At 61.5% G+C, this 12,088-nt stretch carries 12 protein-coding genes; 11 read left to right on the top strand and 1 reads right to left on the bottom strand.

What is annotated here, in order from left to right; all coding sequences use genetic code 11:
- Positions 1 to 64 precede the first annotated feature (64 nt).
- The 11 genes from rsfS to NE357_RS25260 all read left to right on the top strand — a co-directional run bounded on the left by rsfS (position 65) and on the right by NE357_RS25260 (position 10,617).
- The gene (rsfS, locus tag NE357_RS25310) at positions 65 to 559 is read left to right on the top strand and encodes a ribosome silencing factor (RefSeq protein ID WP_169432068.1); all 495 of its coding nucleotides are present in this window, start codon (positions 65 to 67) and stop codon (positions 557 to 559) included.
- Positions 560 to 569: 10 nt separating this feature from the next.
- Positions 570 to 1,037 (top strand): 23S rRNA (pseudouridine(1915)-N(3))-methyltransferase RlmH, encoded by a 468-nt coding sequence (rlmH, locus tag NE357_RS25305; protein ID WP_169432067.1) that lies wholly within the window; start codon positions 570 to 572, stop codon positions 1,035 to 1,037.
- Between the two features lie 10 nt (positions 1,038 to 1,047).
- Positions 1,048 to 2,943, top strand: coding sequence for a penicillin-binding protein 2 (gene mrdA, locus NE357_RS25300; RefSeq protein ID WP_169432066.1), 1,896 nt, complete (start codon positions 1,048 to 1,050; stop codon positions 2,941 to 2,943).
- 31 nt (positions 2,944 to 2,974) lie between these two features.
- Positions 2,975 to 4,078, top strand: a complete 1,104-nt coding sequence (gene rodA, locus NE357_RS25295; RefSeq protein WP_085712360.1) for a rod shape-determining protein RodA — start codon at positions 2,975 to 2,977, stop codon at positions 4,076 to 4,078.
- 17 nt (positions 4,079 to 4,095) lie between these two features.
- A complete protein-coding gene (mltB, locus tag NE357_RS25290; RefSeq protein WP_085712282.1) occupies positions 4,096 to 5,106 on the top strand; it encodes a lytic murein transglycosylase B in 1,011 nt (336 codons plus the stop codon).
- Complete coding sequence (locus NE357_RS25285; RefSeq protein ID WP_169432065.1) at positions 5,106 to 6,116, top strand: septal ring lytic transglycosylase RlpA family protein; 1,011 nt, start codon at positions 5,106 to 5,108, stop codon at positions 6,114 to 6,116. Before mltB ends, NE357_RS25285 begins: the two co-directional genes overlap by 1 nt.
- Before the next feature lie 187 nt (positions 6,117 to 6,303).
- Positions 6,304 to 7,461 (top strand): D-alanyl-D-alanine carboxypeptidase family protein, encoded by a 1,158-nt coding sequence (locus tag NE357_RS25280; RefSeq protein WP_169432064.1) that lies wholly within the window; start codon positions 6,304 to 6,306, stop codon positions 7,459 to 7,461.
- A gap of 84 nt (positions 7,462 to 7,545) precedes the next feature.
- A complete protein-coding gene (locus NE357_RS25275; RefSeq protein ID WP_007958664.1) occupies positions 7,546 to 7,821 on the top strand; it encodes a DUF493 domain-containing protein in 276 nt (91 codons plus the stop codon).
- Positions 7,821 to 8,468 (top strand): lipoyl(octanoyl) transferase LipB, encoded by a 648-nt coding sequence (lipB, locus tag NE357_RS25270; RefSeq protein WP_169432063.1) that lies wholly within the window; start codon positions 7,821 to 7,823, stop codon positions 8,466 to 8,468. Before NE357_RS25275 ends, lipB begins: the two co-directional genes overlap by 1 nt.
- Positions 8,469 to 8,493: 25 nt before the next feature.
- The gene (lipA, locus tag NE357_RS25265) at positions 8,494 to 9,492 is read left to right on the top strand and encodes a lipoyl synthase (RefSeq protein ID WP_169432710.1); all 999 of its coding nucleotides are present in this window, start codon (positions 8,494 to 8,496) and stop codon (positions 9,490 to 9,492) included.
- 174 nt (positions 9,493 to 9,666) lie between these two features.
- Positions 9,667 to 10,617 carry a S66 peptidase family protein gene (locus NE357_RS25260; RefSeq protein WP_169432062.1) on the top strand — a complete coding sequence of 317 codons (951 nt, stop codon included), beginning with the start codon at positions 9,667 to 9,669 and terminating at the stop codon, positions 10,615 to 10,617.
- A 117-nt stretch (positions 10,618 to 10,734) separates the two neighbouring features.
- On the opposite strand, the gene NE357_RS25255 is transcribed toward NE357_RS25260, so the two are convergent.
- Positions 10,735 to 12,057: a lytic murein transglycosylase gene (locus NE357_RS25255; RefSeq protein WP_169432061.1), complete on the bottom strand. Its 1,323-nt coding sequence runs from the start codon at positions 12,055 to 12,057 to the stop codon at positions 10,735 to 10,737.
- Between the last annotated feature and the right edge of the window lie 31 nt (positions 12,058 to 12,088).

Genomic DNA, 12,088 nt, shown 5'->3' with positions numbered 1-12,088 from the left:
CGTGCTCAAGTAACACGATCATCGTGGGACGAGACGCCGAATACATGAGCAAAACGAGTTTTATATGACTGACAAAGACCAAACCAAAGTAAAGCGCAAAGGCACGTTCAAGAGCGCTCCGCTGCCAGAGCCGGTCAACACCAGCGAGCCGCTGAAAGGTGACGAGCTGGTCAAGATTGCCGTGGCCGCCCTGGAAGACGTCAAGGCCCAGGACATCCAGATCATCGATGTGCGCGACAAGCAAAGCATCACTGACTACATGATCATCGCCACCGGTACGTCCAACCGCCAGATCAACGCGATGCTGGACAAGGTTCGCGAAGAAGTGAAAAAGCAGGGCGCCAGGCCGCTGGGCGAAGAAGGCAAGGGCGACAGCGACTGGGTGCTGCTGGACCTGGACCTGGTGATCGTGCACATGATGACCGCCTCGGCTCGTCAGTTCTACGACCTGGAGCGCCTGTGGGCCGGTGCCGAGCAAAGCCGTGCGGCGGACGCCAAGCACCACAGCCCGGAAAACACCCACGAGCACTTCACCAAGCTCAACAAAGACCAGCTGTAAGGGCCGCGCTGTGCGACTGCGACTGATCGCCGTCGGTTCACGCATGCCCAAGTGGGTGGAAGAAGGCTGGCATGAATACGCCAAGCGTCTTCCGTCCGAGCTGGCACTGGAACTGGTGGAAATTCCGCTCAATACCCGTGGCAAGAATGCCGACGTGGCCCGCTTCATCCGTCAGGAAGGCGAAGCCATGCTGGCCAAGGTCGGGCACAACGAGCGGATCGTCACCCTCGAAGTGCACGGCAAGCCCTGGAGCACCGAGCAGCTGGCGGGCGAGCTCGACCGTTGGCGGCTGGACTCGCGCACGGTCAATTTCATGGTCGGCGGCCCGGAAGGGCTGGCGCCGGAAGTCTGTGCCCGCGCGGATCAGCGCTGGTCGCTGTCGCCGCTGACGTTGCCGCACCCGCTGGTGCGCATCCTCATCGGCGAGCAGTTGTATCGTGCCTGGACCGTGTTGTCCGGCCACCCTTACCACAAGTAATCCTGCCCTCATGTCCCAGCCGATCCGCATCAAGGACCACGAAAAAGACGCCCGTCTGGTGCGTAGCCGCGTCGTGTTCGGGGCCATTGCGGTGGTGCTGCTGATCTGTGTGCTGATTGCCCGGCTGTATTTCCTGCAGGTGATTCAGTACGAGTATCACTCGACCCTCTCGGAAAACAACCGCGTCCATGTCCAGCCGATTCCGCCGACCCGTGGCCTGATTTACGACCGCAACGGCGTGGTGGTGGCGGACAACCGTCCGAGCTTCAGCCTGAGTATGACCCGGGAACGCTCCGGCGACTGGCAGCAGGTACTCGACGTGATCGTCGAAGTGCTGGAGCTGACGCCGGAAGACCGGGTGATCTTCGAAAAGCGCATGCGCCAGGGGCGTCGGCCGTTCGAGCCGGTGCCGATCCTGTTCGAGCTGACCGAGGAGCAGATCGCCCGGATCGCGGTGAACCAGTTCCGGCTGCCCGGGGTGGAAGTGGTGGCGCAACTGGTTCGTCACTATCCGCAGGGCGCGCATTTTGCGCACTCGGTGGGTTACATGGGGCGGATCAACGAGAAAGAGCTGAAAACCCTCGATCCGGTCAACTACAGCGGCACTCACCATATTGGCAAGACTGGCATCGAGCGTTTCTACGAAGCCGAGCTGCACGGCCAGGTGGGTTACGAAGAGGTCGAGACCAACGCCCGGGGCCGCGTACTGCGAGTACTCAAGCGTACCGACCCGGTGCCGGGCAAGGACATCGTCCTGAGCCTTGACATCAAGTTGCAGGAAGCCGCCGAGGCCGCGCTGGGCGGGCGACGCGGTGCGGTGGTGGCGCTGGACCCGAGTACTGGTGAGGTGCTGGCCATGGTCAGTCAGCCGAGCTTCGACCCGAATCTGTTTGTCACCGGCATCAGCTTCAAGGCGTATGCCGAACTGCGTGATTCTATCGACCGGCCGCTGTTCAATCGCGTGCTGCGCGGTCTGTACCCGCCGGGTTCGACGATCAAACCGGCGGTGGCGATTGCCGGTCTGGACGCCGGCGTGGTGACGGCGTCGAGCCGGGTGTTCGACCCGGGTTACTACATGCTGCCCAACTATGACCACAAATATCGCAACTGGAACCGCACCGGGGACGGCTTCGTCGACCTCGACACGGCGATCATGCGGTCCAACGATACCTACTTCTATGACCTGGCGCACAAGCTCGGCATCGACCGGTTGTCGGCCTACATGAACAAGTTCGGCATCGGCCAGAAGGTCTCGCTGGACATGTTCGAAGAATCTCCAGGGCTGATGCCTTCGCGCGAGTGGAAACGCGCCACCCGCAAGCAGGCGTGGTTCCCGGGCGAGACCCTGATCCTCGGGATCGGCCAGGGCTACATGCAGTCGACCCCGTTGCAACTGGCCCAGGCCACCGCGCTGGTGGCCAACAAGGGTGTGTGGAACCGTCCGCACCTGGCCAAGACCATCGAAGGCGAGAAGCCGAAGGATGAAAACCCGATGCCGGACATCGTCCTGCGCGATCCGTCGGACTGGAACAAGGTCAATCACGGCATGCAGCAGGTGATGCACGGTGCCCGGGGTACGGCGCGCAAGGCGGCGATCGGCGCGCAATACCGGATCGCCGGCAAGTCGGGTACGGCCCAGGTGGTCGCGATCAAGCAAGGCGAGAAATACGATCGCTCCAAGGTGCAGGAACGCCACCGCGACCACGCCCTGTTCGTCGGTTTTGCACCGGCCGACAACCCGAAAATCGTGGTGTCGGTGATGGTCGAGAACGGTGAGTCCGGTTCCGGCGTCGCCGCGCCCGTGGTGCGTCAGGTGATGGACGCCTGGCTGCTGGATCAGGACGGACGCTTGAAGGCCGAATACGCCAGCCCAATCAGTGCGGAGGCTACGGCCCGTGAAGAATAATTTCGATCGCATGCTCTCCAGCGAGGATGTGATGCGTCGCCGGGCGACGCTGTTGCAACGTCTGCATATCGACGGACCTTTGCTGGTCCTGTTGCTGATCCTCGCCGCCGGCAGCCTGTTCGTGCTGTATTCGGCCAGCGGCAAGAGCTGGGACCTGCTGGCCAAGCAGGCCACTTCGTTCGGTATCGGCCTGGTGTCGATGATCGTCATCGCCCAGTTCGAACCACGGTTCATGGCCCGCTGGGTGCCGCTCGGTTATGTGGTCGGGGTGGTGCTGCTGATGGTGGTGGACATCATGGGCCACAACGCCATGGGCGCGACCCGCTGGATCAACATTCCCGGGGTGATCCGCTTCCAGCCGTCGGAATTCATGAAGATCCTGATGCCGGCAACCATCGCCTGGTACCTGTCCAAGCGCACACTGCCGCCGCAGCTCAAGCACGTCGGGATCAGTCTCATGTTGATCGGTGTGCCGTTCATTCTGATCGTGCGTCAGCCGGATCTGGGTACTTCGCTGCTGATTCTGGCCGGCGGTGCGTTCGTGCTGTTCATGGGCGGATTGCGCTGGCGCTGGATCCTCAGCGTGCTGGCCGCCGCCGTACCCGTGGCGATCGCCATGTGGTTCTTCATCATGCACGATTACCAGAAGCAGCGGATCCTGACCTTCCTCGACCCGGAAAGCGATCCACTGGGCACCGGCTGGAACATCATTCAGTCGAAGGCTGCCATCGGTTCCGGCGGCGTGTTCGGCAAGGGCTGGCTGCTGGGCACCCAGTCGCACCTGGACTTCCTGCCGGAAAGCCATACCGACTTTATCATTGCGGTGCTGGGCGAAGAGTTCGGACTGGTGGGCATCTGTGCGCTGTTGCTGATCTACCTGCTGTTGATCGGTCGCGGCCTGGTGATTACCGCCCAGGCGCAGACACTGTTCGGCAAATTGCTCGCCGGCGCCTTGACGATGACGTTTTTTGTTTATGTTTTCGTCAACATCGGTATGGTCAGTGGCCTGTTGCCGGTCGTAGGGGTGCCGTTGCCGTTCATTAGCTACGGCGGAACTTCGCTGGTGACGCTGCTGTCAGCGTTTGGGGTTTTGATGTCGATCCATACGCATCGCAAGTGGATCGCACAGGTTTGAATAAGGTGAAGAGTTCAATGCAAGTAATGCGTGACTGGGCGACACGATACGCACCGTGGCTCGGCCTGGTAGGCATCCTTGGCAGCGCGCAGGAAGCGCTGGCCGGCGATTACGAAGGCTCGCCCCAGGTGGCCGAATTCGTCGGTGAAATGACCCGCGACTACGGCTTCGCCGGCGAGCAACTGATGGCGGTGTTCCGCGAGGCCCAGCGCAAGCAGGCGATTCTCGACGCGATTTCCAAACCCGCCGAACGCGTCAAACAGTGGAAAGAATATCGGCCGATGTTCATCACCGACGCGCGCATTGCCCGGGGTGTGGACTTCTGGCGCCAGCACGAGGCGGTACTGGCACGTGCCGAGCAGGAGTACGGCGTTCCGGCTCAAGTGATCGTGTCGATCATCGGCGTCGAGACCTTTTTCGGACGTAATACCGGCAATTACCGGGTGATCGATGCCTTGTCCACGCTGGGTTTCGACTATCCTCCCCGTGCCGAATTTTTCCGCAAGGAGCTGCGTGAGTTTCTGCTGCTGGCTCGCGAGGAACAGGTCGACCCGCTGACCCTCAAGGGGTCCTACGCCGGGGCGATGGGCCTGCCGCAGTTCATGCCGAGCAGTTTTCGCGCCTACGCGGTGGATTTCGACGGCGATGGCCACATCAATATCTGGAACAACCCGGATGATGCGATCGGCAGCGTTGCCAGCTACTTCAAGCGTCACGGCTGGGTGGCCGGCGAGCCGGTGGTCAGTCGTGCCGATGTGCGCGGCGAGCAGGTGGATGAGGGCCTGACCACTGGCATTGAGCCGACGAAAACCGTCGGGGAGTTGCGAGCGCTGGGCTGGTCAAGTCATGATGCGCTGCGCGATGATATGCCGGTTACTGCATTTCGCCTGGAAGGCGACAATGGCCCGGAATACTGGATGGGCCTGAAGAATTTCTACGCGATCACGCGTTATAACCGCAGCGTGATGTACGCCATGGCTGTACATCAACTGTCTGAAGAGCTGGTAAAAGCACGGGGCGTCAAGTAATGCAGGCATTGCCTATCAACAAACCCCTGAAGCTGGTGGCATTCGCCGCGTTGGCGGTCCTGGTCGCCAGTTGCTCGACCAGTCGTGCGCCCACTCAGAAATACGCCTCCAACACCGTTCGTGCCCAGCCGGGTCTGGACATCAACCGGGCCCACAAGGACGGTGCGCCGTGGTGGGACGTTGACGTGTCGCGCATTCCGGACGCCACGCCGACCCTGCACACCGGCCCGTACAAGGCCAACCCGTACACCGTGCTGGGCAAGACCTACTTCCCGTTGCAGGAATCCAAGACCTACGTGGCCTCGGGCACCGCGTCCTGGTACGGCACCAAGTTCCACGGTCAGAACACCGCCAATGGCGAGGTCTATGACCTGTACGGCATGAGTGCCGCCCACAAGACCTTACCGCTGCCAAGTTACGTTCGGGTGACCAACCTTGACAACAACAAGAGCGTGATCCTGCGGGTGAACGACCGCGGGCCGTTCTACTCGGACCGGATCATCGACCTCTCCTACGCCGCGGCCAAAAAGCTCGGTTATGCCGAAATCGGCACCGCGCGGGTCAAGGTCGAGGGCATCGACCCGCAACAATGGTGGGCCGCCAAGGGCCGTCCGGCGCCTTTGATGCTCAACGAGCCGCAAGTCGCGCAGAATAGCGCGCCGGTGATCACGGCTTCGGCCGGTACCATCGAGCAGTGGACTCCACCGCCGCAGCAACATGCCTCTGACACTGTACCTGTACAGATCAGCGCAAAAAAAAACGCTTCTGCACCAGCGTCTGGCCAGTATCTGCAGGTGGGCGCGTTCGCCAACCCGGACGCTGCAGAACTCCTGAGGTCGAAGCTCAGCGGGATGGTGAGCGCTCCGGTGTTCATCAGCTCGATCGTGCGCAATCAGCAGACCCTGCACCGGGTACGCCTGGGACCGATCGGCTCGCCGGGTGAAATTGCCCAGGTTCAGAACAGCGTGCGCTCGGCCAACCTTGGTTCGCCAAGCGTGGTCACCGAGTAAGCAATACGTAGCACTTGATTGACGGTTCACCAGCGATTGGGGGGTGAGCCAGGTTGTTGGCTCGTCGAAGAACAAAAGCCCGGCAAAGGGTGACTGGAGTGAGCAACTGAACACGCGATGGCCCGTTAGAAAGCCATCTGATTAATTTTGCCTTCGGGCAGTTTCCATTAGCGATTTCGAGAGACGGATGAACATCACCACCTTTGCCAAACGCCTGTGTCTGCTAGTCCCGCTGCTCCTCTCGCCAGCCGCCTTCGCGGCCGAGATGATGCCGTCGCCACCACAACTGGCCGCCAAAGCCTACGTGCTCATGGATGCCAACAGCGGCAACGTGCTGGTGGAGAACAACGGTGACCAGCGTCTGCCGCCGGCCAGCCTGACCAAACTGATGACCGCGTACATCGCCACGCTGGAAATCCGTCGCGGCCAGATCGGTGAAAACGACCCGGTGACCGTCAGCGAAAACGCCTGGCGCACCGGCGGTTCGCGGATGTTCATCAAGGTCGGCTCGCAGGTGACTGTCAGCGACCTGCTGCACGGCATCATCATCCAGTCCGGCAACGACGCCAGCGTCGCGGTGGCTGAACACATCGCCGGCAGCGAAGATGCCTTCGCCGACCTGATGAACAAGACCGTCGCCGATCTGGGCATGACCAACACCCACTTCATGAACCCGACCGGTCTGCCGAACCCAGAGCACTACTCGTCGGCTCACGACATGGCGATCCTGGCTCGCGCGATCATCCACGAAGACCCGGCTCACTACGCGATCTACTCGCAGAAAGAGTTCTTCTGGAACGGCATCAAACAGCCTAACCGCAACCTGCTGCTGTGGCGCGACAAGACCGTTGACGGTCTGAAAACCGGTCACACCGACGAAGCCGGCTACTGCATGGTGTCCTCGGCCGTACGTGACGGCATGCGCCTGATCGCCGTGGTGTTCGGTACCAACAGCGAAGTGGCTCGTGCCGCCGAAACCCAGAAGCTGCTGACCTACGGTTTCCGCTTCTTCGAAACCCAGACCTTCTACCAGAAGGGCACCGAACTGGCTCAGGCCCCGGTATGGAAAGGCACCACCAGCCAGGTCAAGGCCGGCCTGGCACAAGACCTGACCATGACCCTGCCGAAAGGCCAGCTGAAGAAGCTCGCTGCCAGCATGACCATGAACCCGCAACTGACCGCGCCAATCGCCAAGGGCGACGTGATCGGTAAAGTCGAAGTGAAACTGGACGACAAGGTGGTGCACAGCGCCGATCTGATCGCTCTGGACGCTGTCGAGGAGGGTGGTATCTTCCGCCGCATGTGGGATAGCATCCGTCTATTCTTCTACGGCTTGTTCAACTGATACGAGTTGACCTGCATGGCCCCGTTCCCTTCCGGAGCGGGGCCTTGTTCGTTACCGGGCTTACGCTTACGAGGCCGTTACGCCATGACCGACACCGAAGTAAAGGCGCCAAAGATCGAATTCCCCCAGGTTGATTATCCGGTTAAGGTGATCAGCGATACGGGCGTCGGCAACAAAGACAAGATCATCGACATCGTCAAGAAACACGCGAAGATCAACGATGAGCGTGTGGACGAGCGTCAAAGCAGCAACGGCAAGTACACCACCATCCAGTTGCACATCGTCGCGACCGACCAGGATCAGCTGTACAACATCAACAGCGAACTGCGGGCGACCGGCTTCGTACACATGGTGTTGTGATGCCGGGCACGCTGGGCTTTCGCGAACTTGGCCAGATGGCTTACGAGCCGGTCTGGCATGCCATGCAACGCTTCACCAACGAACGCGGCAGCGATGCCGCCGACGAAATCTGGCTGGTCGAGCACCCTCCGGTGTTCACCCAGGGGCAGGCCGGCAAGGCTGAACATCTGTTGCTGCCGGGAGATATCCCGGTGGTGCAGGTCGACCGCGGCGGGCAGGTGACTTACCATGGCCCCGGCCAACTGGTGGCGTACCTGCTGCTGGATGTGCGCAAACTGGGTTTTGGCGTCCGCGACCTGGTCACGCGCATGGAGCGGTGCCTGATCGAGCTGCTGGCCAGCTATGACGTCACCGCAGTGGCCAAGCCAGATGCTCCCGGCGTCTATGTCGACGGAGCGAAAATCGCTTCTCTGGGTTTGCGGATTCGCCACGGTTGTTCCTTTCATGGCCTGGCCCTGAACGTGGACATGAACCTGGAGCCGTTTCGACGGATTAATCCCTGCGGCTATGCCGGGCTGGCGATGACCCAGCTGAGCGATCACGCAGGATCGATTGAATTTGCCGAGGTAAGTGCCCGGCTGCGCGCGCAGCTCGTCAAACACCTCGACTATGCTGAGCAGACGACCCTGACGGGCGGAATCGACTGATATGACTACTGATGCAGTGCAAACCATGATCCCGACGCTCGACGTGACCGAGCGCCCGGCCCCGCGTCCCAAGGTTGAAGCGGGCGTCAAGCTGCGCGGCGCCGAGAAGGTTGCACGCATCCCGGTGAAGATCATTCCGACCACCGAACTGCCGAAGAAACCCGACTGGATCCGCGTGCGCATCCCGGTTTCGCCGGAAGTCGACCGCATCAAGAGCCTGCTGCGCAAGCACAAGCTGCACAGCGTCTGCGAAGAGGCCTCCTGCCCGAACCTGGGCGAGTGCTTCTCCGGCGGCACCGCCACTTTCATGATCATGGGCGACATCTGCACCCGTCGCTGCCCGTTCTGCGACGTCGGCCACGGTCGTCCGAAACCACTGGACGTCAACGAGCCGCAAAGCCTGGCCATCGCCATCGCCGACCTGAAGCTCAAGTACGTGGTGATCACTTCGGTAGACCGCGACGACCTGCGTGACGGCGGTGCCCAGCACTTTGCCGACTGCATCCGCGAAATCCGTAAACTGTCGCCGAACGTGCAGCTCGAGACCCTGGTCCCGGACTACCGTGGCCGCATGGACATCGCCCTGGAAATCACCGCGGCCGAGCCGCCGGATGTGTTCAACCACAACCTGGAAACCGTGCCGCGTCTGTACAAGGCTGCGCGTCCGGGTTCGGACTACCAGTGGTCGCTGACCCTGCTGCAACGCTTCAAGCAGATGATGCCGCACATTCCGACCAAGTCCGGCCTGATGCTGGGTCTGGGCGAGACCGACGACGAAGTCATCGAGGTCATGAAGCGCATGCGCGAACACGACATCGACATGCTGACCCTGGGCCAGTACCTGCAACCGTCCCGCAGCCACTTGCCGGTGCAGCGTTTTGTGCACCCGGACACCTTCGCCTGGTTCGCCGAGGAAGGTTACAAGATGGGCTTCAAGAACGTCGCGTCCGGCCCGTTGGTGCGTTCTTCGTACCACGCCGACGAGCAAGCGAAACTGGTCAAGGCCGAGCTGCTCGGTTCCTGATTCAGCGCTGAATGAGAAAGTGCCCGCCGGGGTTTACCACCCGGCGGGCATTTTTTTGTCCGGCCTACACTCGTTATCGACTTTTCCTGCAAACTGCGGCGCAGCTGAAGCTCTTCTGTTTGTCGCCGTTCCTGACTACTGTGTGAGCATGACTTCACACAGGGAGATCCATGGATGACCGTTCGACCGACCCACACCCTTTTTCCGCACAAGCCTGTGCCGGCGCTGCCGTCGGAAGGGCTGATAGGTGTCATTGCACCTGCCGGTCCCGGCACACTGGAGACTGAAAAAGCCGTTCAGTGGATGCGCGCCCGGGGTTACGGTTTGCGGGTGTTCCCTGGCGTCTACGAGAAAGATGGCTATCTGGCCGGCAGCGACGAGGTGCGACTGAACGATCTGCACGCGGCGTTCACTGATCCCGAGGTTGACGCAATCATCTGTCTGCGTGGCGGTTACGGCACGCCGCGCCTGCTGGATCAAATCGACTACGATCTGTTGGCGCGTCATGCCAAGCCGTTCGTTGGCTACAGCGACATCACTGCACTGCATCTGGCGATCAGTCGCTACGCAGGGTTCGTGACCTTTCACGGGCCGCTGTTGAATGCCGATCTGCTGGGTGACAAGGAGCCACCAACGGTGACGTCGTTTTTCGCCATGTTGCGCGGTCAATTGAAGACCGGCAGTGTACTGAGTCATCCGGCGGCTTATCCGTTGACCACGGTTGAGCCCGGCATTGCCCACGGGCGTCTGCTGGGTGGCAATCTGGCAATGATCGCCGCGACCCTGGGCACGCCATACGAAATCGACGTCGAAGGGGTGATTCTGCTCATCGAGGACATCAACGAGCCGCTGTACCGGATCGACCGCTTGCTGACTCAGATGCGTCTGGCGGGCAAGTTGGCCAGATTGCGCGGCGTGCTGGTCGGGGATGTGGCGGGCGTGGATGTCGAGGCCTTGAACCGCTTGCTCAGGCAGACCTTTGCACCACTGCGGATTCCGGTGCTGTCAGGCTGGCGCAGCGGGCACTGCGATCCGAACCTGACGTTGCCGCTGGGGGCATTGGTTCGACTGGATGCAGGAAAGAAGGAGTTGATGCTGGAACAGGATGTGGTGATCAAGGCGTAGAGACTGATCGCCTCATAGTCAGTCATCGCGGGCAATCCCGCTCCCACGGTTTTCAGGTTGTACGCAGATACTGCGATCACCTCTAAACCTGTGGGAGCGGGCTTGCCCGCGATGCTTTTACTGGTTGCGCAGGCTTTCGAGCAGTTTGTGCGTCGGATAGCCATCTGCGGGCCAGCCCAAGGACTGCTGCGCACTGCGGATCGCCTTGCGCGTATTGGCGCCGATGATGCCGTCAGCGGTGCCCGCGTCGTAGTTGCGCGCGGTCAGCAGGTTTTGCAGCTCGATGCGTTCGGTACGACTCAGCGGCAGGTCATCTTTCGGCCAACTGCCATTGATCAGCCCGGCACCGTTGAAGCGTTCGGACAACAGACTCACCGCCAGAGCATAGGACGACGAGTTGTTGTATTTGAGGATCGCCCGGAAGTTATCGAGTATCAGGAACGCCGGGCCACGATAGCCGGCCGGCAACAGCAGGGCGGCTGACAGTTGTTCGGAGCCGGCTGGTGCCTGGCCGCCGTTGGGCAGAATCACACCCAGTTGCCGCCATTCGGCGACGCTCTTGCGAATCGCGCCATCTGCCAGGGTGTAGTTGAAACCGCTCGGCAGCTGCACCTCGAAGCCCCAAGGCTGGCCACGCTGCCAGCCGGAGCTTTGCAGGTAATGCGCGGTGGATGCCAAGGCGTCAGCCGGGCTGCCCCAGATGTCACGGCGGCCGTCACCATCGAAATCCACGGCGTGGGTGTTGTAGGTGGTCGGGATGAACTGGGTCTGGCCCATGGCACCGGCCCAGGAGCCGAGCATTTTCTCCGGTGTGATGTCGCCCTGTTGCAGGATTTGCAGCGCCGCTATCAGTTGCGCGTGGGCAAAGCCCGGGCGGCGACCTTCGTAGGCCAGGGTCGCCAGGGAGTTGATCACCGATTTGGTGCCCTGGAACTGACCGAAATTGCTCTCCATCCCCCATACCGACACCAGTGCCTGGCGATCGACGCCGTAACGTTGCTCGATGCGCTGCAGGATATCGGCGTACTGGTTGATCAGGGCCTGGCCTTTACGTACTCGCAGCGGCGACAGGGCGCCGTCCAGGTATTCCCAGACCGGCCGGGCGAACTCCGGCTGGCTGCGGTCGGCGCGGATCACGCTGGCGTCGAAACTGACGTTGGCGAAGGCACGGTCAAAGACGTCAGCGCGAATTCCGGCGGCCAGGGCGTCCTTGCGGAAACCTGCCTGCCACTCGGCGAAAGTCTGGGTTGGTTGCAGATCGAGGTCGTCACCGGACGGCACTACCGGCGGGACGATCGCGGGGGCCGTGGCAATGGGAGCAGTCTGAAGCGGTTGCGCGTCGGCGGCGGTGGGTTTCTCCGCGCAGGCGACAAGCAGTATGAAACTTGTGGCAGCGATCAGTTGGCGAACGGGCCAACGACGGGAAAGACTGAGGGGCATGCACAGGTCCAGGGGATACGAATCAGGTGCA

This window comes from Pseudomonas sp. G7(2022), assembly GCF_052660475.1.
The sequence above is the reverse complement of the archived record's forward strand: the minus strand, read 5'-3'. Positions and strand labels throughout refer to the sequence as shown.

What these genes read in the sequence shown, in the direction of transcription:
- rsfS (WP_169432068.1), top strand. Translation starts at nt 65, where the DNA reads ATGACTGACAAAGACCAAACCAAAGTAAAGCGCAAAGGCACGTTCAAG.
- mrdA (WP_169432066.1), top strand. Translation starts at nt 1,048, where the DNA reads ATGTCCCAGCCGATCCGCATCAAGGACCACGAAAAAGACGCCCGTCTG.
- rodA (WP_085712360.1), top strand. Translation starts at nt 2,975, where the DNA reads ATGCGTCGCCGGGCGACGCTGTTGCAACGTCTGCATATCGACGGACCT.
- mltB (WP_085712282.1), top strand. Translation starts at nt 4,096, where the DNA reads ATGCAAGTAATGCGTGACTGGGCGACACGATACGCACCGTGGCTCGGC.
- NE357_RS25285 (WP_169432065.1), top strand. Translation starts at nt 5,106, where the DNA reads ATGCAGGCATTGCCTATCAACAAACCCCTGAAGCTGGTGGCATTCGCC.
- NE357_RS25280 (WP_169432064.1), top strand. Translation starts at nt 6,304, where the DNA reads ATGAACATCACCACCTTTGCCAAACGCCTGTGTCTGCTAGTCCCGCTG.
- NE357_RS25275 (WP_007958664.1), top strand. Translation starts at nt 7,546, where the DNA reads ATGACCGACACCGAAGTAAAGGCGCCAAAGATCGAATTCCCCCAGGTT.
- lipB (WP_169432063.1), top strand. Translation starts at nt 7,821, where the DNA reads ATGCCGGGCACGCTGGGCTTTCGCGAACTTGGCCAGATGGCTTACGAG.
- lipA (WP_169432710.1), top strand. Translation starts at nt 8,494, where the DNA reads ATGATCCCGACGCTCGACGTGACCGAGCGCCCGGCCCCGCGTCCCAAG.
- NE357_RS25260 (WP_169432062.1), top strand. Translation starts at nt 9,667, where the DNA reads ATGACCGTTCGACCGACCCACACCCTTTTTCCGCACAAGCCTGTGCCG.
- NE357_RS25255 (WP_169432061.1), bottom strand. Translation starts at nt 12,057, where the DNA reads ATGCCCCTCAGTCTTTCCCGTCGTTGGCCCGTTCGCCAACTGATCGCT.